Genomic DNA, 22,070 nt, shown 5'->3' with positions numbered 1-22,070 from the left:
GTGCTTAATAAGACCGGTTCCGCTGCCCGCTGTGCGGGGAGTCCAGGGCCGGTCCTTGTTTTAGATAGTGCTTTTCGTCCGATGCTGTACGAGAGAGGCAGCCAAACAGTTGACTCCGACAAAGCATTTCAAAACGTACTCCGAACAAGTCGAACTACTTCGCGCTCGCGGTATGCGGGTCGAGGGGGAATCGAGAGCCGAACACCTGCTCGCGCGGCTCAACTACTACCGGCTGTCCGGATATTGGTACCCCATGCGCCGCTTTCCACAAGGAGATGGGCCAGCGTTAGACGAGTTCCAGCCCGGTGCTTCATTCGAACTTGTTGTGCAACTCTATGAATTTGACGAACGGTTACGACACGGTGTGTTCATTGAATTAGACCGTATCGAAATGGCGATTCGAGCCATGCTCGGGCATGAGCTTGGTCGGTTGGATCCGCTCATCCACCTCAAACCAGACAGGCTTGGTCCGAAGGCACGACAATTAGGTAGGAGCGGTAGGACTGTGCACGCAATCTGGTTGCGTAAGTATGAAAGCAAACTGGAGACCTCTCAAGAAGACTTTGTCATTCATCACCGCGTCAATTACCGTGGCGAAATGCCGATATGGGCTGCCGTAGAAATCATGGATTGGGGCATGCTTTCGTACCTGTATGAAATGGCGCCACAGACTGCCCGTGACAAGATCGCATCTCGATGCGCGCTGACCGGCCCGCAACTTCAGTCGTGGCTGAGGTCACTCAACGTCTTACGGAATCTTGCGGCCCATCATGCGCGCATGTTCAACAGGGTTTACGGTATGCAACCCAAGTTGAATAACGACCAGCGTTTAGCACCAATGCGTGACGTAATGAACCGTGCATTCGGACAGTTGACGTTGATCCAGTACTTACATCGACAGCTTGACTTATCTCCGGCAGTTGAACTACCGGCTGTAATGCGCAGTTACCCGCACAACGACATGGTTCCGTTTTCCCGAACCGGTGCCCCGGCGGGGTGGTCAGACGTTGAGTTGTGGGTTACTTAGGTGCCCTGCTGGAGGGCAAGCACTTCGAGCACTTCGTCGCCGTAGTTTTCGAGTTTGCTGCGACCCACACCCGAAATCTCTGCCAGCTCGGCCGTGGTGCTCGGCCGTTCGATTGCGATCTGCCGCAGGGTCGCATCCGTGAACACCACATAGGCCGGCACTCCCTGGGCGCGGGCGATCTCAAGCCGCCATTCGCGCAGCGCATCGAAGCGCTTGCGCTGATCGGTAGATAGCTCCTCCAGGGCGCTCGATACGCGGCGGCGCGGAGTCGCCGACTGGCGTTTCGGATCCTTCCGCAGCGTCACCCGCTCACGGCCCGAAAGCACCTCGCCACCGCGTTCGGTGACCACCAGCACGCCGTATTCGCCTACCGCATCCACATAGCGCTGCGCGAGCAATTGCCGCACCACCGCACGCCAACCGGCCTCATCCAGCTCGCCACCGATCCCGAACGTCGACAGCGACTCGTGGTTAAAACGCTGCGTGCGATCGGTTTTGCGGCCGAGCAAAATATCGATGCTCGCCCCGGCACCAAAGCGCTGCCCGCGCTCGGTGTTGAGCCGGACAACGGTCGACATTAGCTTCTGGGCCGCAACGGTGCCATCCCAGGTTTCGGGCGGCTGCAGACAGTTGTCGCAATTGCCGCAGGGTGCAGAATCCTCACCAAAGTAGGCGAGCAGCATCTGGCGACGACAACCGGCGGTTTCGCACAGCGCCAGCATCGCATCCAGATGCAGTGACTGCTGGCGGCGATAGAACTCGTCGCCGGCACCCTGATCGATCATGCGGCGCAGCTGCACCACATCGTTCAAGCCGTAGGCAAGCCAGGCCGTGGCCGGTTCGCCATCTCGGCCCGCGCGGCCGGTTTCTTGGTAGTAGCCCTCCACCGACTTCGGCAAATCAACATGCGCAACGAAGCGCACATCGGGTTTGTCGATCCCCATTCCGAACGCGATCGTGGCGCAAATAATCAGCCCCTCTTCACGCAAAAACCGCGCCTGGTGTTCGGCCCGCGTTTCGGTCGGTAGCCCGGCGTGATAGGGGAGCGCGGGTAGGCCCGCGGCGGTGAGTTTGGCGGCGAACTGCTCGGTTGATTTGCGTGACAGACAGTAGACGACACCCGAGTCGCCTGCGTGTTCGCGGCGGATGAATCGGATGAGCGAATCGGTCACCCGGTCTTTGGGGACGATGCGGTACTGAATATTTGGCCGATCGAAACTCGAAATAAATCGGCGGGCCCCGGTCAGCTGCAGTCGCTCAACAATTTCTTCGCGGGTTTGCACCGTGGCCGTGGCGGTCAGCGCGATACGCGGCACATCGGGCCAGGTGTCGCCGAGAATGCCCAGCTGCAAATAGTCGGGGCGGAAATCGTGCCCCCACTGCGAAACGCAGTGCGCCTCGTCGATTGCGAACAGCGAAATTTTGCCGCGTTGCAGCAGCGGCAGCGACTGCTGCAATCGCTCGGGTGCCAGGTAGAGCAGATCGAGTTCGCCGGCCAAAAACTGCTGTTCGACCGTTTGGCGGCTGGGTTGATCGAGCGTCGAGTTGAGGTAGGCGGCGCGCACGCCGAGCTGCGCGAGCGCATCCACCTGGTCGTGCATGAGCGCGATCAGCGGCGAGATCACCACCCCGGTGCCGGGGCGGGCGAGCGCGGGCACCTGGTAGCACAGCGATTTGCCGCCGCCGGTTGGCATGAGCACGAGGGCGTCACCGCCGGCGATGACATGGTCGATGATTTCGCGCTGATTACCGCGAAAATCGGGATAGCCCCACACCCGCTGCAGCAGTTCACCAGCCAGATCACCCATGGCGTTCAGCGTAGCCGGTCGCTAATTCGTGCTGTCGGCCGCGCGCACCGCCGCGTCCTGAAGCTGCAGAAACCGCATCCGGTTGACGGGGAACATTTCGATGATGCCCGAAAAATACACGAAGCTCAGATCCCGATCGGGGTCGTGCCAGGCGGTTGCCACATTTGAACCGTTGTGACCCCAGGCGCGTTCGGAGGTGAGCCGGCCGAATGCCGAGGCGTTGACCGCGTGCGCTGCCGGGTGCCCCAGCTGCACGCCATGTCCCCACCAGGTGCGCGAACCCGCGAACGGGTCATATTCGCCGTCGTTCGACGGGGCGATCAGCTGCGCCACATGTTCTGGACGCAACCCCAGCCGTTCACCGCCCGCGCGCAGTTCGCGCAGCAGCCGCAGGGCATCGTGGGCGGTGGTTGAAACGCCACCGGCGGGAATCACCGCCTCGCGCACGCGGGCGCTATTGAGCACCGTGGCAACCGGCAGTGTTGCCGGGCCGCGAGCGGTCATCGGCACCGCGCGCCAGCGTTCGGTGGCGGGCAAGCCCAAAAACGTGTCGTGTGCCCCAATCGGGTCGAGCACGCGCTGCCGCAGCAGTTCGGCAAGTGGGCGCCCCGCATCCCGTATGCCGCTCGTGCCGGTGGCGCGGCAGGCCAGTTCACCGAGGATGTAGCCCCACGCCAGCCACTCATAGGCGGGTCGGCCGCTTGGTGGGCGAATGGGGGATGCGGCTTCAATTTGCCGGATATTGCGGGCGTAATCTCCCAGCGCCAAAATTTCACGCGCCGGACCGCCCGGACGCGGCAGCCCGGAGCGGTGCGTGAGCACATCCATCACGGTGATTGCCGATTTTGCCTCGGCTGCCGGGCTGGCGCTCGCGAACTCGGGCCAGTGCTCGACGATGGCGGTGTGCGGATCGAGTGTGCCGTCGGCGATCAGCGACCACACCAGCGCCGCAATGAAGATTTTTGACACCGAAAACGGCCAGAATGCGGCCCGCGGGCCAACCCCGATGCGGTGGTCGACAACAATTTCGCCGCGGTGCTCAATGAGCAGGTGCGCCGGCCCACCGCGTTTGGCGGCGAGCTGGCACACCCGCTCGAAGCCTGGCAATGGGCTAGCCGCGTTCAACCGGCAGGCCGGCTGCTTCCCATGCCGAAATGCCGCCCGAAACATTGGTGGTTTCGATGCCCTGCTGGGCGAGCAGCTGCACGGTGCGGGCCGAGCGGCCGCCACCGTGGCACATGATGTAGGGGTTTTCGCCGAGCTCATCGATGCGGGCATCGAGCTCGCTCAGCGGAATGTGCTTGGCGAACGGCACGCGCACCTCGTCGTGTTCGTAGGGTTCGCGGATATCGATCAGGTTGATGTTTTCGCCGAGCTTACCCAGCTCGTCGACCGTGATGTTCTGCATACGGCCACGATACGGGCAGCGGCTGACTGACACGCTGAGATGCGCGATCAATAGCGAATCGCGTCGATGATTTGCACGCGCGTGGCTTTGAACGCCGGCAGCGCCCCGGCAAGCGCACCCACCACGGTGGCTGCGGCCAGGCCGATCAGTGCTGGCACCATCGGGAACGGTGGCGCCTCAACCAGCCCCATGTCGCGGAAAAACCCGAGCGTCAACGGGTTTTGTAGCGCGATCACGGTGAGGGTCACACCGACGATGCCGGCGATGAACGTGGCGACCACCGATTCGAGCAGCACACCAAAAAAGATGCGAGCACTGGTTGCCCCGTAGCTGCGGCGAATACCGATTTCGCGCACGCGCTGCTGCATGGTCACGATGTTGATGTTGATGAGTCCCAGCGCGCCGAGCGCGAACATTCCGGCGGCGGCTCCGATTACGAGCCAGGTGATCACCGCTGTTGATTGCGCGGCCTGCTGTCCCCAGTCGCTGCGGAAGGCGGTCATCCCACTCGAACTGAGCTGTTCATTGAGCTGATAGGCGAGCTGGTCGCCGATCTCGGGCGGCACCCACATGAACAGGTTCACGTTGAGCTGATCGGGCTGCACGCCCGGCATGAGCTCCAGCTGGTCAAACAAAAACCAGGCGCGTGGCTGTTCAAACTCGCCAAACTCGGCTTTGGCAACGCCGACAATGGTGAACAGCTGTCGCCGGTCGCCGTCACGAAAATCGACCGTGGCACCGGATGAAATATTTGGTTCGCCGAGCACCTGCCACAGCTTTTCATTGATGACGATGGCGGGCGCCAGCAGGTCGGCATCTGACTCCTGCAAAACCCGGCCCTGGCTGATTGGCTGCCGGAAAATAGTGCTGTAAACGGGATCGATGGCATACAAATCCACCGGAATTTTTTGGCTCGGAGTCCAGGCGGTGCCATTCGCTTCGGTGTGCATCGAATGGTGGGTAACCCCGAAATCGTTCGGCAGTCGCTGCAGCCGATCGAGCTGTTCGGGCGTGTATCGACCCGTCACCTGCACGGTGGCGGTGCGTCCGCCGCTGCGTTCACTTGTCTGTTGGGTGACGCTCGCGGCAATCTGCCCCACGCCCAGCGCGCCGGTGAGCCCAATCACGGCAACGGTGATGCCGATGAGCGCCAACAGGATGCGCAGCCGGTTCACGCGCAGCTCATGCCACGCATCCACAATGAGCGCCACAAACCCAGTGAGGCGGGCGCCTCGCTCATTCTCGCGCGGCTGCCGAGCCCTGATCCGCTTGCGTTCGGTAGTCATGCATCCACCTCGCTGTCGGCTGCGGGGGCTGCAGCTTTTACCTGCTCGGTGAGCAACCGCTCGGCCTCAGCCACCGTGCACTCGGTGAGCACACCATTTTGTAGCACCAGGATGCGGTCGAATTGTGCCGCCACCTGCAAATCGTGCGTGATGGTGAGCAGCGCCGCACCGGTGTGTTTACTGCTCGATTTCAGCAGCGACATCACATCGCGGGCGGTGCCAACATCGAGCGCGCCGGTGGGCTCATCGGCCAGCAGCAGCTGCGGTCGGCGCACGATCGCGCGGGCGATAGCAACGCGCTGCTGCTCACCACCCGAAAGTCGGCGCGGTAATTGGTCGGCGCGATCAGCCAGTCCCACCTGCGCCAGCGCCTGGGCCGCGAGCGCCTGCCGGTTCCAAAACTGCCACGGGGTGCCGTAGTGCAGTGGCATCATCACATTTTCGAGCGCGGTGCGATTATCGAGAAGGTTGAACTGCTGGAACACAAATCCCACCGACCGGCCGCGCAGTTTGGCGAGTTTGTTTGCGGGAAGCCGCGATGCATCCCGGCCGCGGAACACGATCTGACCGCTGGTGGGCTGGTCGATCATCCCCAAAAGGTTGAGCAGGGTCGTTTTTCCGGCACCCGAGCGGCCCAGCACCGCGACACGATCGCCCGCGTACACGGTGAGGTTCACCCCGCGCAGGATGCGTAGCTTGTCACCGTCGGGAAGGTCAACCTCGCGGGTCACCTCGATCACCTCGAGCACCCGCTCGCGTGGCTCGGTCACCAGCCCGGGTCCTCTTGATACATGGGCACTTCGCTCGGCACATATTCGAGCACCGTGTCGCCCTCGTTGAGGCCCGACTTAATTTCGATCATGACACCGTCGGTGAGGCCGAGCTCAACGGGCTGTTCGACGGGGTCGCCAGAATCACTCGGCAGGTACACGATGCCGGTGGCGTAATCGCCGCGCACCGCGGTCACCGGCAGCACGAGCACATCCTCGGCGCTGCCCGAAACCACCGTGATTTCGGCGCTCAGCCCGGCGAACACTTTTTGATCTTCAGGCACGGCGCAGCGCAGCTGGCCAGTGACGGGGCTGTTGCCGCCCTCCGCCGGCGGGGCGTACGGGTCGTCGGCATACATCGGATCAGGTTGCGCCGCATCCGGTGCCTGGTCGCCCTCGACCGCACCGATCTCGATCTTTCCGCAGTCGAACGGCGCCGGACCACCGGCAATCGAAACTGTGGCCTGTGACGGCTGATCGAGCATCCGGAACTGCAGATCGGCGCTGATATTCGCAACCGCGGTGAACGTGCCGGGGCCGACCTCGCCGATTTCGTCGCCCACACCAACCTGCATTTTTGGTAGCGGGGTGAATTTGGTCAGCACACCCGAGGCGGTGGCGACGATCTCGTGGTACTGGTAGATCGGCTCGGGAGTCGACATTTCGGGCGGCTCGGTGCTGGTGGGGTCGGGCTCGCCAATCGGTTCAGGTTCGGTCTGGCCGATTTCTTCACGCACTTCGAATAGCGGCTGGCCGCGTTCGACGCGGTCGCCCTGCTTGACGAACACCACGGTGACCGTGCCCTGGTCGGTGGCTCGCTGGGGTACGCCGGGGTCGGCGGTGAGTGAGCCGGAGGCGGTGAACTCGTTGATGACGGTGTCGCGCGTCACCGTCACCGTGGGCGAGGCGAGCGAGCCCGAGGGGGCGGCCGCATCGGCTTGGCGGCTATTGAAAAACGCGAGTTTTACGAGCGACACCGCCACGGCGACGCCAACGATGAGCCAAAGCGACGCGAAAATCATCTGTCGCACTGTGGGTTTTTTACGGGACAGGATCGGTGCACTGGCCGGTTGCGGTGCTGTTTCGCTGGCCGGTTGCGGTGCTGTTTCGCTGGCCGAGTGCTCCGGGGCGTCAGGATGCATGGTGTCTCAAACTTTCGGGATGCATGATGCCGAAGTGCCGAAGGCGGTTTTCCACACAATAACAGTTCTCAACTGCGTGATACGCACCGGCGAAACTGTTGCATACGGAATAGTCAACGACGAGTCTTGTTGTCATAAATAACCCACACGGCGCGATCCGATAGGAGGCAACATGATTACCCAGCTCAACATCACCGGTATGACCTGCGGACACTGCGAGATGAGCGTGCGTGAAGAACTGAGTGAAATTGACGGTGTGACGGTGGTTGCGGTCGACCACAACACCGGCGTCGCTGAAATTTCGAGCGAGGCACCGATCGACCCGCAGCTGCTTCGCGATGCAATCGCCGAGGCAGGGTACGAGGTGACATCGATTGCCTGAACCGGCTGCCGACACGATCGAACTCGATCTGCAGGGTATGACCTGCGCGGCCTGCGCGGGCCGCATCGAGCGCAAGCTCAACAAAATGCCGGGTGTGACCGCATCGGTGAATTTTGCGCTCGAGCGTGCCAGCGTGAGCGGCAGCGCCGATGTGGATACACTCATCGCCACCGTGCGCGCCGCCGGCTACGACGCCACCGAGCATCGCGAACAAGCGACCGAGCCCGATAACGACGAGGCGCGCGCCTATCTGCGCCGCTTCATTATTGCGGCGGTACTCAGCGTGCCGGTTATTGCGGTGGCGATGGTTCCCGCGTGGCAGTTTGCCGGCTGGCAGTGGGTGTCGATGGTGCTCACGCTGCCGGTGGTGACCTGGGCGGCGTGGCCGTTTCACCGCGCGGCGTTCGTGAACGCACGCCACGGCACCACGAGCATGGACACGCTCGTATCGCTCGGGGTGAGCGCGGCAACGCTGTGGTCGCTGTACGCGCTCGTGTTCGGTCATGCCGGTGAGATCGGGATGCGTCACGGTTTCGCGTGGCAGCCCACTCCCACCTCAGGGCTCGGGAATGTTTATTTTGAAGTCGCTGCCGGCGTCGTTACCTTCCTGCTGCTCGGGCGCTATTTTGAGGCGCGCGCCAAACGGCAGGCCGGTTCGGCGCTACGGGCACTGCTGAGCCTGGGCGCCAAAGAAGCCGAGCTCGAAGACGGTCGCCGGGTGCCGGTTGCGCAGCTGCGGGTGGGCGACCGATTTGTGGTTCGCCCCGGCGATCGCGTGGCAACCGATGGCCGCGTGGTCAGTGGCCGAGCCGCGCTCGACACCTCGATGCTCACTGGTGAATCGGTGCCGGTGCAGGTTGGCGAGGGCAGCGAGGTCATCGGCGCGACGGTGAACACCGACGGTCGCCTGGTGGTGGAAGCCACTCGCGTTGGTGCCGACACCCAGCTGGCGCAGATGGGGCGGATGGTCGAACAGGCACAGAGCGGTAAGGCCGCGGCGCAGCGTCTTGCCGACCGCATCTCGAGCGTTTTTGTGCCGGTCGTGATCGGGCTGTCGCTTCTCACGCTCGTGGTGTGGTTGTTCGTTGGTGGCGGGGTTGAAATGGCGTTCACCGCCGCGGTGGCGGTGCTTATCATCGCCTGCCCGTGTGCGCTGGGACTTGCCACGCCGACCGCGATCCTTGCCGGCACCGGCCGCGGCGCGCAGCTGGGCATCCTTATTTCTGGGCCCGAAGCGCTTGAGCGCGCGCGGTCGATCGACACGATCGTGCTCGATAAAACCGGCACCGTTACCGAGGGGCAGATGCGCGTGGCTGACGTGACTGCCGCCGACGGGTTTGATGCGGCCGAGGTGCTGGCCATTGCCGCATCCGTCGAAGAAGGCTCCAAGCATCCGCTTGCCATGGCGATCGTTGACGCTCATGATGGTGCGCATCCTGTCGCCACCGATTTCACCAGCCAGACTGGCCATGGCGTGAGCGCGACAGTGGCCGGGATGCGGGTGTCAGTGACACGCCCCGCCGCTGATCTTGGTGGTGCGCTCGCCGATGCCGTGCGCGGTCACGGTGAGCGCGGCGAGACAGCGGTGATGGTCACCATTGATGAGCGGCCGGTTGGCATCATCGGCATTGCGGATGCGGTGCGCGATACTTCAGCGGCGGCGATTGCGCAGTTGCGCGAGCTGGGGATGCATCCGGTGCTGTTGACCGGCGATGCCGAACCGGTGGCGCGTTCGGTCGCCAAACAGGTGGGCATCGACGAGGTGGTGGCCGAGGTGCTGCCCGAGCAGAAGGTGGCTGCCATCGCCGAGCTGCAGGCGCAGGGTAAGCGCGTGGCGATGGTGGGCGATGGTGTGAACGATGCTCCGGCGCTGGCCACCGCCGACCTCGGGATCGCAATGGGTGGCGGCACGGATGCAGCGATGCAGGCTGCCGACATCACCCTGGTGCGGGCTGGGCTTGACGCTGCGGTGGATGCGGTGCGGTTGTCGCGGCGCCTCAACCGCGTGATCGCCGAAAACCTGGTGTGGGCGTTCGGATACAACGTGCTGGCGCTGCCGCTTGCCGCATTCGGGATGCTCTCGCCGATGATCGCCGGCGCCGCGATGGCGTTTTCGAGTGTGTTCGTGGTGTTGAACTCGCTGCGCCTGCTGCGGTTCCGCTAGCGCAGGCGCGGTAGCGGCGGCAACGCGACTTCCGGCGCAGCTCAGCGCGGCGTGCGCACCAGGCGAACATCGCCGCCGCCGTGCTGCAAGCCCAGCGGCAAATCCACAACAAATCCGTTGCGGCGATGGAAGCCCATCCCGCGGCGGTTTTCAATCAGGCACCACAGGTACGCCTCGCGATCACCGAGCACCGCATCCGTGAGCGCCTGCCCCAGACCACTGCCGTGGGTTGATTGCAGCGTGTAGAGCATCCAAAACTCGTACTCGACCGGCGCATCCGCATCCCGTGCCGGGCCGGCGCAGGCAAAACCCACCACACGGCCATCAACCTCGCCGACAAACACCGTGGCCTCGCTGCCGGGTTGCAGCACCTTGGCCCACATTGCGGCGCGTTCGGCGCGGTCAGAACGAGCCGTAATCACCTCATCCGGCAGCAGTCCGGCGTAAGTTTCGCGCCAGGCATCAATGTGCACGGTGACGATGCCATCGACATCATCCAGCGTGGCGGGACGGATCAGCCATTGCGTCATAGTCGCATCCTAAGTGCCGCACCGCTGCCCGACAGCCCGGCCTAGAGCTGCACCGTTTCGCGTTTCGCCGGCACCGTGACCATCAGCAGAAGCCCCAGCGCAAACACAATCAGGATGCCCCACACGCCAGCTTTTGGATGCGCCAGCCACGTGATGAACGCAAAGTACAGCAGGTTCGACAGCCAGCCGGCAGCGCGACCGGTGGTGGCATAGAGCCCAAAAATTTCACCCTGCCGGCCCTCGGGTGTGTACCGGGCCAGATACGAGCGTGAGGCCGATTGCACCGGTCCCACAAACAGGCACAGCAGCAGTGCGAAGACCCAGAAGAATAGCTTGTCGTTCGGGGTCATCATCATGACGAGCCCCACTGTGATCAGCGACAGCAGCGAACCAATAATCACCGGTTTGGGGCCGAGCCGGTCATCCACATATCCCGAGGCGAGCGTGCCCACACCAGCGGCGAGGTTGGCGGCCACCGCGAAATAGATCACCTCGGAGCTTGAAAAACCGTATACCTGCGCGGCGAGCACTGCGCCCCAGGCGAACACCGCGCCCAGGCCGTCGCGGAACACGGCCGACGCGAGCAAAAATTGCAGCAATTTGCGGTCGCCACGCCACAGCCGGCCAATAGTGGCACCGAGTTCGCGGTAGGCGCCGAGCAAACTCACCCGCTTTTCGGCGACGTTCGGGGCGGCCTCGGGCACGCGCCGCATGATCGGGATCATGAACAACAAAAACCACACCGCTGAAACCAGCACCGTGAGGCGAATGTTGAGTGCATCCCCATCAGCCCCATCCGGAACCCCAAGGATGCCGGCGCCCGGTGCATCCCCATTGAAGTTTTGGATGAACAGCACCAGCACCACCAGCAGCAGCACGATCGATCCGAGATAGCCGAGCCCCCAACCGGTGCCCGACACTCGCCCGACGTTTTCGCGCGTGGCCACCTGCGAAAGCATCGCGTTGTAGTTCACTCCCGCGAGCTCGGAGAACACGATGCCGATCGCCATCAATAGCGCCCCAAAAAAGAGGAACTCGGCGCCGGGGTACACAAAAAACATGGCGAACATTGCGACGATCGTCACCATCGAAAACGCCACCATGAGGCGTTTGCGGCGGCCGCTGCCGTCGGTGGCGCGGCCGAGCGCCGGTGCCAGCACCGCCACGATAATTGCGGCGGCCAGATCAAGGCCCGAAATCACCTGCTGCGAACCGGCCTGAGCTGCGCGATAGACGGGGTTGTCGGGATCGGCAGCGCCAAGCGCCACCACCTCGGGGTCGAGAAACAGATCGGATGCGAGATAGGTGGCGAACACGAACGTCACCACGATCGCCTGGAACGCTGAGTTGGCGACGTCGTACATCTGCCAGGCGCGGGCGCGGCGGCGCTGTTCTTGGCGGCTGAGCTCGGTGCCGTCGAGCATCGTCAGCTGGGTGTTTTGAGCGTTTGCGGGCTGGTTCACGTGCCGCAGTGTAGGTGGCCGAGGTTGCCGATGCGTTACTGGCGGGGCTTGGGGGCGCTTAGTGCTGCTTCAAGCTGCGCTGAACCGAGCCGAGCACTTCAGGGTCGATGGATGCGCCGGTGCGCAGCACCGAGACCCGACCATTGGGTTCGAACACCGCAAGCTCCACCTCGCTGAGCTGGCGGATCCCGGCCAGCCGCAACGAACTGGCCAGTTCATCCCGTGACATATGCGCCCGCTGTAGCCCCGCATCCAAAATTTCGCCTGCATCGACGAGCACGATCGGGCGCTGGTTCACGACCCGATCGGCGCGGGTGTGGCGGCCGAGCTGGCCGATCGTGACCTCGAGCAAAAAGAGCGTGCCGAGGCCCAGGATGCCGGCGGGGAGCACCGGGGTGTCCATCAGGATGACGCGGCCGGCGATCGCGCCGAGCATGATGGCCACGAGCGCGTCGAAGGTGGATAGCTGCGAAATCACGCGGGCGCCGAATAGTCGCACCAGCAGCAAAAACACGAGGTAGATCGCCACGGTCGAGATGACGACCGCGGTGGCCTCCTGCCAGCTGATTGCGAAGAGTTTGGTGAGCGCGTCCATATGGTCCTCCCTCGTGCATCCCTATTGTTGCAGCGCGCGGGTCAGGACGGCTGCCCCGGTTGCCCGTTCGGATGTGTGTGTCTCCGCGTTATTTGTGTGTGTTCTGCCACATACAAATAACGCGAACCCACACACAACGTGGATGCGGTGGTGGGTGGCTCGTGCTGTGCCCGCCCCACCGCACCGGCCGCGGGCGCGGAAAACGAAGTGGGAGCCCGCGCCCTCGGCGAGCTCCCACTGATAGCTAATGGTTAGCTGTCGGCGTTGCGGCGGCGCAGCGTGAATGCAACACCACCGGCAATTGCCGCAGCTGCGGCTGCGACCAGCATCGGCAGACCGGATGCACCGGTGGTCGCGAGCCTGCCGGCTGCATCCTGGCGACCGTTGTCAGTCGCCGTGGGCTTCGGCGTAGCGGGTGCCTCTGGGTCCGCGGTCGCGGTGGGCTCGGGGGCGGTGGTCCCTTCCTCGTCGGTTGGCAGCGGAGTCGCGGTGGGCTCCGGAGTTGCGGTCGGCCCCGGTGTCCCAGACGCTGCCGCGGGGAACTCGAAGTTCACCCACACGAGGCGGTGGTCTGAGGTGGGGAAGGGGTATTCGCCGGTGAGGCGGAACAGTTCGTCGTCGCGCGTGGGCCAGAACACGCCAGCATCCACAGCCGTTGCCGAGCTATTTGCGAGCACGTAGTCGACGCGCAGGTTACCGGGCGAGGGCTTGTCGTTGAAGTCGGCCGTGTCGTATTTCGGGTCGCTCGCGTGGGTTTCGTTGGCGCCGCCCTGAGCCGCAGCTTCCTCGCCGCCTGCCGAAGTGGGCTTGGGGTCGAGGATGTTGTCGTTGTTGAGCAGCTGATCAATCGCACCCTGCCACGAGTCACCGTCGAAGGGGTCGGCGTTGTAGTCGCCGACGATCACGAAATTGGCGTCGGATGCGAGGCCACCGGTTACGCCCTTGTCGTCGTAGAGGTAGTCGGCCTTGCCCGAGACGTAGTCGCTCCAGATGCGGATTTCGTCGTGGTTGCGTTTTTGGTTGCGCTTTTCTTCACCGTCGAACGAGGGCGGGGTGGGGTGTGCAGCGAGCACGTGCACGGTGGTGCCGTTCAAGTCGACGGGGATGTCGGCGTGAGTTTTCGACGACAGTCGCATCGCCGCGAGTTCTTCTTCGCTGTACCACGGGGTGCCGTCGGCGTTTTCGGGCAGGTAGGCGTCGGGCATGTCCTGCCACAGGAAGTTCTGGAAGGTGCGCACATCCTCGGCGTTGATCGGGTATTTCGAGTAGACGACAAAACCGTACTGGCCGGGGAACATGCCGAACCCGAACGCGTCGTCAGGGCCGCCAATCTCGCCGTCGTTATTGAGGTCGAAGCCGCTGGGCACACCGGTGTTCACCGGGCCGCTCCACGAGTAGGGGTAGTCGATTGCGGGCGCGCCGTTCTGCGACTGTTTGAGGTAGTTGTCGCTGAACAACTGCACCGATTTACCTTCGGCGTCGTAGTCGAACTCGTTGATGAGCACCACATCGGGTTCGGTGCGCTGGATGGTTTCGGCGACGTTTTTGGCCTGCTCGTTGTCGGTGGTTGCGAGGTCGGTTTGCAGCTGGCCGGCTTCGTTGCGGTTGAGGCTGGCGTTGAAAGTAGCGACCTTCAGGGTTTCAGTGCTGGATGCGGATTCTTCAGCGACCGCGGTGGTTGCGACGCTCGAAAGTGCCAGTGCTGCGGCGGCAGCAGTGAGCACGGCGGTGCGGAGTTTCACGGATTTTGTCCTTTGACGCTGCTGGTTCGGGATGCGCTCGACTGGGTGCGCAGCTGGGGCGCCGATGCGAGTGCCTGGATGCAGCATGGTTGCCGCAGGTGAACGGCGGGCGAACGAGATGGTCAGGACTGTTGCAGGCGGTCGCCGTGTGCCACAGTAAAACCATGAACAACGACACGGCACCCATCGAACACACACCAGAACAGCAGGCGGCCCTCGAGCGCCTGGGCATCGCGCAAAACAACCTCGTCAAGGCCCGCGCCGCATACGAAAAAGCTGCCGAGGGGCTCAAGGCCATCGAAGCCTTCAACGAGGCTATGCAACCCCTCATGGCCTACTACGACAACGGCTGGCTGGCCGACGTCAACGCAACCGACTCGATCTACGAGCGGCCCGAAGCGGCTGGTGAAGACGAAATCTGGAACATGCACGGCGGCCAATACGAGCTCATGCGCGAACTGCTCGCCATCTCGTCACGCTTTTTCGTGCAGGTCCCCGAACAAGTACCCGGCGAGGAAGAAGACAACTAGCGCGGTACTTTCAATATGCGATTGGGCCCACCGCATCCAATGTGATACTTGGCGTATGGACAGTTCACCCGAACTCAAGCGCAAGCTCGGTATCGCGGTGCTCTGGGTTGCGGACCTCAACCTTGCCTACTTCGGCGTCGAGTTCACCATGGCGCTCAAACTCGGGTCGGTGTCGCTGCTCGCCGACTCCATCGACCTGCTCGAAGATGTCGCCATCAACACCTGATCTTCCTTGCCCTCGGATGGTCGCTGCACGCCCGCGCCGTAACCGGCAAAATGCTCGCATTCCTCATCTGCATCCCCGCACTATTCGCCGCCGGCGAAGCGATCCGCAAAGTCATCAACCCTGACGCGCCAGATCCGCTCCTTCTCGCCATCACAGCGGGCGGTGCCGGTATCGTCAATCTGGCCTGTGCGCTCATCCTGGTGCCCTTCCGAAAAACCCAAAGCTCAATGGCGCGCGTCGCCTATCTGTCGGCCCGCAACGACGTCATCGTAAACATCCTCATCATCCTCATCGGATTCATCACCGCACTCACCCGATCAGGCTGGCCCGACATCATCCTCGGCGTCACCATCATCGCCATCAATGTATTTGCCGCCAAAGAGGTGTGGCAGATTGCCCACCTCGAGCATCTCGAAGCCCGTGCGCTCGCGGGCAAACTCGACGAAGAAGATCTACTCGACTAGTTCGCGGCACCGTAGAGCCGCGCGCTCGTTCGTGAGATCCGCGCCGTAAGTTGCCCTGCATCCACGCCCCGCAGCCGGGCGAGTTCGTTGACGGTCGCGCGCAGGGATGCGATCACTTCTTGCGCCGGGTCGGTTGCAGTACCGGATGCGGCGGGCAGGTCGGTCTCAAGCAGCAGCCGACCCTCTGGCACCTGCGTGGCATAGGCGCGCCCACGCTTAGTGTCGAGCATTTGCGTGCCCACCGAAATGAATCCGCCCGCGCGCATCAACCGCGTCAGCTCGTCACTCGTGCCGCCGAAGCGATGAAAAACCGGCACGATCGCGGCAGTGTCTACCCGGCACTCCGCCAATAACTCAAGCACCTCGGAGGCTGCGCGCACCGCGTGAATCGACAGAACGAACGGCCGACCAGACACCGTCTGCTGTATTGCCTGCAGCATCCGGCGCAACACGTCGAGCTGTGTTGCAGCCGGCACCGCAGCCAGCCGCCGCGGCGCGAAATCGAGCCCGATCTCGCCAATAAACCGGGTTCGGGCGAGCGCATCCTGAAAAACCTCGAGCTCATGCTCGGCATCGTCGCCGATATACCAGGGATGAAAACCGAGCGAAAGAAGCGGTGCCTTCGGTTGCTGGCTGCTGGGATGCATCCCCAGACGCTGACGCTCATCGGCCTCAAGCCGCACGAAACCCGACGGTGTGACCGTTTGCGCAACCACCGTGATCCCCGCATCCGCCAGTTGCTGCACGAGCGGCTCGCGTGACGGCGGCGGCACGAAATCGTAGTGAAAGTGGGTGTCGAGCAGCGCTGTCACGACTCTGTTGGGGGCTGGCTTTCGTCGGCCGGGTTGCCGATGCGCGGGGCGAGTGGAGTTTCTTCAAGCCCAACCAGGCGGCGGATCACCTTGCCGGCGAGCATCTGCCCCATAATCGGCGGCATATAGCTCATGGTGCCGAGCGTTTCGGCTTTGGTGCCGCTGCCCTTGTCGGCAATATTGACCGGCACTTCGGATGAATACAGCACCTCGAGTCCGCGGATGCGTCGGCGGATGCACACCTGTCGGATCGCCTTGGCGAGCGGGCAGAGTTTGGTTTTGTGGATTTTCGCGAAGCTGAGGTAGCTCGGGTCGAGTTTGTTGCCGCCGCCCATGGACGAGATGAGGTGCACACGGTTTTCGGCGCACCACTGCGCAATTTCGATTTTGCTGGTGACGACGTCGATGCAGTCGATCACGTAGTCGGGGCGCGGGAACTGGGCGAATTCGGATGCGAGATTGTCGCGGTTGAGATACACCTGCTTGGCGTGGACGGTGCAGTCGGGATTGATATCGGCGACCATGCCGGCCATGACTTCAGCCTTGACTCGGCCGACCGTCGAGACGAAGGCGATGGCCTGCCGGTTGATGTTGCTGGGTTCGATGGTGTCGCGGTCGAGCAGGATGAGCGTGCCCACGCCGCCGCGCGCGAGGGCTTCGGCGCAGGACGAGCCGATACCGCCGAGGCCGACGACCATGACCGTGGCGTTCTGGAGTTTTTCGAGGCCTTCGTCTCCGAGTAGCAGCTTGAGCCGCGCGAACCGCTCGTTCGTCATGGTTGTCTCGATTCTGTGGGTGGGGGCTGGATGCTGGTGGTTGCGTCTTGTGTTCGCTTGCCGGTGTTGGTGTGGATGCGGGTGTCGCGCCCGCGTCGATGCGCCACCCGTCAGAATAGTGCGTCGCGCCGCTGTCGCGTGGGTAGTCGCCGCCCCGCTGCCCCGCCTCCCGCTTCGCGCACTCCACCCGAGTGCAACCCACCTAGCCGTGTTCTGTGTGGGTTCGCGTTAATTGTGTGTGTTGTGCCACATGCAGATGACGCGGAGGCATACAAATCCGGGTTGCGGCGGTGATTGAGGCGCCGGCGGGGTTGCGTTGAGGGCGACGGGGCGGCGATCGGGACGGCGACTGGGGGAGTGGAGGCGCCGCACTGCCGTGCTGTTGCGTTTGAGAGCCGCCGAAAGTGCTCGGGTACACCGCTATGACGGTGTACCCGAGTGGTTGCGGTGTACCCGGGCGGCCGTGTTCGTCTGTGCTACGCGGCGCTGCGCGCATCCTGCGCACCAAAGTTGAGCCGCTCACACTCAACTCTCAGGTTTGCAGACTTGACACGGGTTGACTCAGGTGTATTCTTGAGTCAGATCGACTCAGGGTTTGATCTGGGGTTTTCGAGAGAAGTGCTCGCAAAAGGCACTCAGAAGAAAACACTCACCACGAACCCCGATCGAGAACTTTTCATCCCAAACCCCAAAACAAAAGGAGCCCAACTATGTCTCGTGCCGTTGGAATTGACCTCGGTACCACTAACTCAGTCGTGTCCGTCCTCGAGGGTGGCGAGCCGAAGGTCATCGCCAACGCCGAGGGCGCTCGTACCACCCCCTCGGTGGTTGGTTTCACCAAGGATGGCGAGGTGCTGGTCGGTGAACCGGCCAAGCGCCAGGCGGTCACCAACGTCGACCGCACCATCGCATCGGTGAAGCGCCACATGGGCACCGACTGGACCCAGGAAATCGACTCGAAGAAGTACACTCCGCAGGAGATTTCGGCCCGCATCCTCGGCAAGCTCAAGCGCGACGCTGAAACCTACCTCGGCGACACCGTCACCGACGCCGTGATCACCGTTCCCGCCTACTTCAACGACGCCGAACGTCAGGCCACCAAGGAAGCCGGTGAGATCGCCGGTCTCAACGTGCTGCGCATCGTGAACGAGCCCACCGCCGCCGCGCTCGCCTACGGTCTCGACAAGGGCCAGGAAGACGAGCTCATCCTGGTGTTCGACCTCGGTGGCGGTACCTTCGACGTTTCGCTGCTCGAAGTTGGTAAGGACGACGACTTCTCGACCATCCAGGTGCGCGCCACTGCAGGTGACAACCGCCTCGGTGGTGACGACTGGGACCAGCGCGTCGTTGACTACCTCGTCGGCGAGTTCAAGAGCCAGACCGGTGTTGACGTTTCAAACGACAAGATCGCTCTGCAGCGTCTGAAAGAAGCCGCTGAGCAGGCCAAGAAGGAGCTGTCGAGCTCGACCAGCAGCAGCATCCAGCTGCCCTACCTCTCGCTCACCAACGAGGGCCCCGCAAACCTCGACACGACCCTGAGCCGTGCGAAGTTCCAGGAGCTCACCGCCGATCTGCTCGAGCGCACCAAGAAGCCGTTCAACGACGTCATTCGTGAAGCCGGCGTCAGCGTCAGCGACATTAACCACGTCGTGCTCGTTGGTGGTTCGACCCGTATGCCCGCCGTCACCGACCTCGTGAAGGAGCTCACCGGTGGTCGCGAGCCCAACAAGGGCGTGAACCCCGACGAGGTTGTGGCAGTGGGTGCCGCCCTGCAGGCCGCAGTGCTGAAGGGCGAGCGCAAGGATGTGCTGCTCATTGACGTCACCCCGCTGAGCCTCGGTATTGAGACCAAGGGCGGCATCATGACCAAGCTCATCGATCGCAACACCGCGATCCCCACTAAGCGCTCGGAGACCTTCACCACCGCTGAAGACAACCAGCCTTCGGTGCAGATCCAAGTGTTCCAGGGCGAGCGCGAGTTCACTCGTGACAACAAGGCGCTCGGCACTTTCGAGCTGACCGGTATCGCCCCGGCCCCACGCGGTATCCCGCAGATCGAGGTCACCTTCGACATCGACGCCAACGGTATCGTCCACGTGTCGGCCACCGACAAGGGCACCGGCAAGGAGCAGTCGATGACCATTTCGGGTGGCTCGAAGCTGCCGCAGGAAGACATCGATCGCATGGTCCGTGAGGCTGCCGAGCACGAGGCTGAAGACAAGAAGCGTCGCGAGGCTGCCGAGCAGCGTAACGTCGCCGAATCGACCGCCTACCAGGTTGAGAAGGTCATCAACGAGAACGAAGACAAGCTGCCCGCCGATGTGAAGAACTCGGTGCAGGAAGATGTCGACGCGCTCAAGACCGCACTCGCTGGCGATGACGACGACGCCGTGAAGGCCGCGCTCGACAAACTCAACGAATCGCAGCAGCAGCTCGGACAGGCCATCTACGCTGCCAGCCAGGAAGAGGCTGCGCCGCAGGCTCCCACCGACGGCGCCGCTCCGGCCGATGACGAAGACATCGTCGACGCCGAGGTTGTTGACGACGAAGACGAGCAGAACAAGTAAACGGAGAAGAAAACGCCATGACCGACGAGAACCGCAACCAACCCGAGGGTGACGAGGTTCGCGACGACATGGCGGCGGCCGGTGCAGCGGATGCATCGGCCGCCGGCCGTGACGGCGTGACCGAAGAACCCAGCGCCGCCAGCGCGGACGCATCGGATGCTGAGGCACCCGCCGCGGATAACGCCGACGATCTGCCCACCATCAGCGAGGACGATCTGCGCGATCTGCTCAACGAGGCGATGACACCGCCGGCAACCGACGGTGACGAACCGGCCGAGGCTGCCGAAACCGAGTCGGAACACCTCGAAGATCTGCGCCGCGTGACCGCCGAGTATGCCAACTACCGCCGCCGCACCGAGCGTGAAAAAGCCGAATTGCGCAGTCACGCCACCGCTTCACTCGTGAAGCAGCTGCTGCCCGTGGTTGACGACCTTGGCCGCGCCAAGCAGGCCGGCGACCTCGAAGAGGGATCGGCAATGCGCGTCATCGCCGACAAGCTGCTCGGCATTATCGAGCGGATGGGCGTGGAAGCATACGGCGCCACCGGCGAAACCTTCGACCCCACGATCCACGAAGCGATCGCGCAGCTGCCCAACCCCGAGGTTGAGGTAGAGACGATCGCCGATGTGGTGGAACTCGGCTACCGCATCGGTGAGATCGAGCTGCGGCCGGCCAAGGTGGCCGTGTTCGTGCCGGCATCCTAACCAACACAGGCCTGGGGCGTGCCGGCATCCTAACCAACACATCTCAGCGCACAGCGTGCGAAACTCACGCACGCTGTGCGCCCACAAACTCAATCAACAAACACAGCGAAAGTGGGTGACGAACTATGGCGAGCCAAGACTGGTTTGAAAAAGACTTTTACAAAACGCTCGGCGTGAGCAACGATGTCTCGGCTGCAGAGCTGAAAAAGGTCTACCGCAAGCTGGCGCGCAAGTACCACCCCGACTCGAACCCTGGCGATAAGGCCGCCGAAGAGAAATTCAAAGAAATCTCTGAGGCCTACGATGTGCTTTCTGACCAGCAGAAACGCAAAGAGTACGACCAGATTCGCGCGATGGGATCCGGCGCCCGCTTCTCGGCGGGTGGTCCGGGCGCAGCGGGTGGTTTTGAAGATCTTTTCGGAGGCCTGTTCAATCAGGGCGCCGGAAGCACCGGCGGCAGCTGGTCGTATTCGACCCGAGCCGGTGGCGCCGGCCCCGGCTATGAAGACCTGCTCGGCGGCCTATTCGGCGGCGCGGGTGGATACGGCCCCGCCGGTTTCGGGGGCCGCGCGGCCCCGCAGCGTGGCCAGGACCAGCGCGCGCAAACCACGCTCGATTTCACCACCGCGGTGCTCGGCGGCAAGATCGACCTCACAACCGGTGACGGCCGCAGCTTCACCGTGAACATTCCCGCCGGAGTGAAGGACGGGCAGAAGATTCGGCTGCGCGGTAAGGGCGCACCGAGCCCCACCGGCGGCGAAGCTGGCGACATCATTCTCGAAATCTCCGTGCGCTCGCATCCGGTGTTTGAACGCGACGGTGACAATCTGCGCATCAAACTGCCGGTAACCTTCGCCGAGGCCGTTAACGGCGCCACCGTTGAGGTGCCGACGCTCTCGGGGAGTCCGGTGAAGGTGCGCGTGCCGGCCAACTCGAGTGGTGGCCGCGTACTACGGGTCAAGGGCCGCGGTGTCGCAACCAAGAAGCACACGGGTGACCTGCTCGTCGAACTGCAAATTGCGGTGCCCAACCGCCTGAGTGAAGAACAGCAAAAGGCCCTGGATGCGTTCATCGCAGCCTCGCCCGCTGAAAACCCGCGCGAAGATTTGCTTCGCTCGGCATCGGCGAGGTGATGGGCGTGGCGAAAATAACCGACAAACAATTCGGTGAAGATGACCCGGTATTTCCGATCGCCGTCGCCGCCGAACTGGCGGGGATGCATCCGCAAACTCTCCGGCAATACGACCGCCTCGGTCTCGTGGTGCCCGCGCGCACCGCGGGCCGGGTGCGGCGCTACTCAACCGCCGATGTGAACCGGTTGCGTGAAATTGGCGAGCTGTCTGCCGCTGGCATTGGCCTGGAGGGGATTTCGCGGGTGGTGCAGCTGCGACGCGAGGTGTCGGAGCTGCGCAAGCGCGTGCGTGAGCTCGAATCGGCGCTCGCGGATGATCGGCTGGCGCGGCAGTCGGGCCGTGTGTTTGCGGCCGGTCACGGCGAGATCGTGGCCCTGCGCCACGGCACCCGAGTGCGGGCGCGCACTGAGCTGGTGCGCTGGTATCCGCCGGCCGTTTCGGATGATGCTTGAGGTCGATTTACTGGGGATCTCGTCGTGGCACTTACTTTGCCGCGACGCCGGTGGCAGACTGGTGAGTATCCGCGCGGTGTGCGGCAACC

The 22,070-nt window shown here is 63.3% G+C and carries 22 protein-coding genes; 10 read left to right on the top strand and 12 right to left on the bottom strand.

Translation table 11 applies throughout. The annotated features are described in order from the left end of the window. The first annotated feature begins 109 nt into the window (after nucleotides 1-109). On the top strand, nucleotides 110-1,027 hold the full coding sequence (locus tag JMV54_RS07770) for an Abi family protein (protein ID WP_230972869.1): 918 nt from the start codon (nucleotides 110-112) through the stop codon (nucleotides 1,025-1,027). On the opposite strand, the gene recQ is transcribed toward JMV54_RS07770, so the two are convergent. From recQ to JMV54_RS07740, 6 genes are read right to left on the bottom strand one after another with little or no spacing between them, the layout of a single operon-like run. Further along, nucleotides 1,024-2,835 (bottom strand): DNA helicase RecQ, encoded by a 1,812-nt coding sequence (gene recQ, locus JMV54_RS07765; RefSeq protein ID WP_201518340.1) that lies wholly within the window; start codon nucleotides 2,833-2,835, stop codon nucleotides 1,024-1,026. The two genes, JMV54_RS07770 and recQ, sit on opposite strands and share 4 nt — an antisense overlap. Nucleotides 2,836-2,856: 21 nt before the next feature. Then, nucleotides 2,857-3,942 (bottom strand): serine hydrolase domain-containing protein, encoded by a 1,086-nt coding sequence (locus tag JMV54_RS07760; RefSeq protein ID WP_201518339.1) that lies wholly within the window; start codon nucleotides 3,940-3,942, stop codon nucleotides 2,857-2,859. A gap of 4 nt (nucleotides 3,943-3,946) precedes the next feature. Beyond that, entirely contained in the window at nucleotides 3,947-4,243 is a 297-nt protein-coding gene (locus JMV54_RS07755; RefSeq protein ID WP_201518338.1) for a rhodanese-like domain-containing protein, read from the bottom strand. 47 nt (nucleotides 4,244-4,290) lie between these two features. Next, complete coding sequence (locus JMV54_RS07750) at nucleotides 4,291-5,529, bottom strand: ABC transporter permease (RefSeq protein WP_201518337.1); 1,239 nt, start codon at nucleotides 5,527-5,529, stop codon at nucleotides 4,291-4,293. After that, a complete protein-coding gene (locus tag JMV54_RS07745) occupies nucleotides 5,526-6,299 on the bottom strand; it encodes an ABC transporter ATP-binding protein (RefSeq protein WP_201518336.1) in 774 nt (257 codons plus the stop codon). Before JMV54_RS07745 ends, JMV54_RS07750 begins: the two co-directional genes overlap by 4 nt. Next, nucleotides 6,296-7,330, bottom strand: a complete 1,035-nt coding sequence (locus JMV54_RS07740; protein WP_201518335.1) for an efflux RND transporter periplasmic adaptor subunit — start codon at nucleotides 7,328-7,330, stop codon at nucleotides 6,296-6,298. The genes JMV54_RS07745 and JMV54_RS07740 overlap by 4 nt, the downstream gene beginning before the upstream one ends. Before the next feature lie 283 nt (nucleotides 7,331-7,613). Between JMV54_RS07740 and JMV54_RS07735 the strand changes: the two genes are divergently transcribed. Together JMV54_RS07735 and JMV54_RS07730 are read left to right on the top strand one after the other, a co-directional pair. Beyond that, a complete protein-coding gene (locus tag JMV54_RS07735) occupies nucleotides 7,614-7,823 on the top strand; it encodes a heavy-metal-associated domain-containing protein (RefSeq protein ID WP_201518334.1) in 210 nt (69 codons plus the stop codon). After that, nucleotides 7,816-9,987, top strand: coding sequence for a heavy metal translocating P-type ATPase (locus JMV54_RS07730; RefSeq protein ID WP_269144548.1), 2,172 nt, complete (start codon nucleotides 7,816-7,818; stop codon nucleotides 9,985-9,987). The genes JMV54_RS07735 and JMV54_RS07730 overlap by 8 nt, the downstream gene beginning before the upstream one ends. A 41-nt stretch (nucleotides 9,988-10,028) precedes the next feature. Here JMV54_RS07730 and JMV54_RS07725 read toward each other — a convergent pair whose 3' ends face one another. The 4 genes from JMV54_RS07725 to JMV54_RS07710 form a co-directional block, all read right to left on the bottom strand. Next, nucleotides 10,029-10,517, bottom strand: coding sequence for a GNAT family N-acetyltransferase (locus JMV54_RS07725; RefSeq protein WP_201518333.1), 489 nt, complete (start codon nucleotides 10,515-10,517; stop codon nucleotides 10,029-10,031). A gap of 41 nt (nucleotides 10,518-10,558) precedes the next feature. After that, nucleotides 10,559-11,980, bottom strand: a complete 1,422-nt coding sequence (locus tag JMV54_RS07720) for an MFS transporter (protein ID WP_230972868.1) — start codon at nucleotides 11,978-11,980, stop codon at nucleotides 10,559-10,561. 58 nt (nucleotides 11,981-12,038) lie between these two features. Further along, the gene (locus JMV54_RS07715) at nucleotides 12,039-12,575 is read right to left on the bottom strand and encodes a DUF421 domain-containing protein (protein WP_201518332.1); all 537 of its coding nucleotides are present in this window, start codon (nucleotides 12,573-12,575) and stop codon (nucleotides 12,039-12,041) included. Between the two features lie 251 nt (nucleotides 12,576-12,826). Continuing rightward, a complete protein-coding gene (locus JMV54_RS07710; RefSeq protein ID WP_338085378.1) occupies nucleotides 12,827-14,317 on the bottom strand; it encodes an endonuclease/exonuclease/phosphatase family protein in 1,491 nt (496 codons plus the stop codon). Between the two features lie 164 nt (nucleotides 14,318-14,481). Here JMV54_RS07710 and JMV54_RS07705 point away from each other — a divergent pair, with 164 nt between their 5' ends. From JMV54_RS07705 to JMV54_RS07700, 3 genes are read left to right on the top strand one after another with little or no spacing between them, the layout of a single operon-like run. Further along, nucleotides 14,482-14,847: a DUF4298 domain-containing protein gene (locus tag JMV54_RS07705; protein ID WP_201518330.1), complete on the top strand. Its 366-nt coding sequence runs from the start codon at nucleotides 14,482-14,484 to the stop codon at nucleotides 14,845-14,847. A gap of 55 nt (nucleotides 14,848-14,902) precedes the next feature. Further along, nucleotides 14,903-15,073: a hypothetical protein gene (locus JMV54_RS10720; protein WP_230972867.1), complete on the top strand. Its 171-nt coding sequence runs from the start codon at nucleotides 14,903-14,905 to the stop codon at nucleotides 15,071-15,073. A 50-nt stretch (nucleotides 15,074-15,123) separates the two neighbouring features. Beyond that, nucleotides 15,124-15,537 (top strand): cation diffusion facilitator family transporter, encoded by a 414-nt coding sequence (locus tag JMV54_RS07700; RefSeq protein WP_230972866.1) that lies wholly within the window; start codon nucleotides 15,124-15,126, stop codon nucleotides 15,535-15,537. On the opposite strand, the gene JMV54_RS07695 is transcribed toward JMV54_RS07700, so the two are convergent. Both JMV54_RS07695 and JMV54_RS07690 read right to left on the bottom strand, forming a co-directional pair. Then, nucleotides 15,534-16,349, bottom strand: a complete 816-nt coding sequence (locus tag JMV54_RS07695) for a TatD family hydrolase (protein WP_201518329.1) — start codon at nucleotides 16,347-16,349, stop codon at nucleotides 15,534-15,536. The two genes, JMV54_RS07700 and JMV54_RS07695, sit on opposite strands and share 4 nt — an antisense overlap. Continuing rightward, complete coding sequence (locus JMV54_RS07690; protein WP_201518328.1) at nucleotides 16,346-17,125, bottom strand: tRNA threonylcarbamoyladenosine dehydratase; 780 nt, start codon at nucleotides 17,123-17,125, stop codon at nucleotides 16,346-16,348. Before JMV54_RS07690 ends, JMV54_RS07695 begins: the two co-directional genes overlap by 4 nt. 710 nt (nucleotides 17,126-17,835) lie before the next feature. Here JMV54_RS07690 and dnaK point away from each other — a divergent pair. From dnaK to JMV54_RS07670, 4 genes are all read left to right on the top strand, one after another. Beyond that, nucleotides 17,836-19,692 carry a molecular chaperone DnaK gene (gene dnaK / locus JMV54_RS07685; RefSeq protein WP_201518327.1) on the top strand — a complete coding sequence of 619 codons (1,857 nt, stop codon included), beginning with the start codon at nucleotides 17,836-17,838 and terminating at the stop codon, nucleotides 19,690-19,692. A gap of 17 nt (nucleotides 19,693-19,709) precedes the next feature. Next, nucleotides 19,710-20,396 carry a nucleotide exchange factor GrpE gene (locus JMV54_RS07680; protein WP_201518326.1) on the top strand — a complete coding sequence of 229 codons (687 nt, stop codon included), beginning with the start codon at nucleotides 19,710-19,712 and terminating at the stop codon, nucleotides 20,394-20,396. 125 nt (nucleotides 20,397-20,521) lie between these two features. Then, the gene (locus JMV54_RS07675; RefSeq protein WP_201518325.1) at nucleotides 20,522-21,529 is read left to right on the top strand and encodes a DnaJ C-terminal domain-containing protein; all 1,008 of its coding nucleotides are present in this window, start codon (nucleotides 20,522-20,524) and stop codon (nucleotides 21,527-21,529) included. A gap of 14 nt (nucleotides 21,530-21,543) precedes the next feature. Further along, entirely contained in the window at nucleotides 21,544-21,981 is a 438-nt protein-coding gene (locus JMV54_RS07670; protein ID WP_269144554.1) for a heat shock protein transcriptional repressor HspR, read from the top strand. The last annotated feature ends 89 nt before the right edge of the window (nucleotides 21,982-22,070 follow it).

It is taken from the genome of Gulosibacter hominis, from assembly GCF_904842695.1.
Lineage (GTDB): Bacteria > Actinomycetota > Actinomycetes > Actinomycetales > Microbacteriaceae > Gulosibacter > Gulosibacter hominis.
The sequence above is the reverse complement of the archived record's forward strand: the minus strand, read 5'-3'. Positions and strand labels throughout refer to the sequence as shown.

Coding starts and splice junctions, on each gene's coding strand:
- recQ (WP_201518340.1), bottom strand. CDS start 2,835: ATGGGTGATCTGGCTGGTGAACTGCTGCAGCGGGTGTGGGGCTATCCC.
- JMV54_RS07755 (WP_201518338.1), bottom strand. CDS start 4,243: ATGCAGAACATCACGGTCGACGAGCTGGGTAAGCTCGGCGAAAACATC.
- JMV54_RS07750 (WP_201518337.1), bottom strand. CDS start 5,529: ATGACTACCGAACGCAAGCGGATCAGGGCTCGGCAGCCGCGCGAGAAT.
- JMV54_RS07735 (WP_201518334.1), top strand. CDS start 7,614: ATGATTACCCAGCTCAACATCACCGGTATGACCTGCGGACACTGCGAG.
- JMV54_RS07725 (WP_201518333.1), bottom strand. CDS start 10,517: ATGACGCAATGGCTGATCCGTCCCGCCACGCTGGATGATGTCGATGGC.
- JMV54_RS07715 (WP_201518332.1), bottom strand. CDS start 12,575: ATGGACGCGCTCACCAAACTCTTCGCAATCAGCTGGCAGGAGGCCACC.
- JMV54_RS07705 (WP_201518330.1), top strand. CDS start 14,482: ATGAACAACGACACGGCACCCATCGAACACACACCAGAACAGCAGGCG.
- JMV54_RS10720 (WP_230972867.1), top strand. CDS start 14,903: ATGGACAGTTCACCCGAACTCAAGCGCAAGCTCGGTATCGCGGTGCTC.
- JMV54_RS07700 (WP_230972866.1), top strand. CDS start 15,124: ATGCTCGCATTCCTCATCTGCATCCCCGCACTATTCGCCGCCGGCGAA.
- JMV54_RS07690 (WP_201518328.1), bottom strand. CDS start 17,125: ATGACGAACGAGCGGTTCGCGCGGCTCAAGCTGCTACTCGGAGACGAA.
- dnaK (WP_201518327.1), top strand. CDS start 17,836: ATGTCTCGTGCCGTTGGAATTGACCTCGGTACCACTAACTCAGTCGTG.
- JMV54_RS07680 (WP_201518326.1), top strand. CDS start 19,710: ATGACCGACGAGAACCGCAACCAACCCGAGGGTGACGAGGTTCGCGAC.
- JMV54_RS07675 (WP_201518325.1), top strand. CDS start 20,522: ATGGCGAGCCAAGACTGGTTTGAAAAAGACTTTTACAAAACGCTCGGC.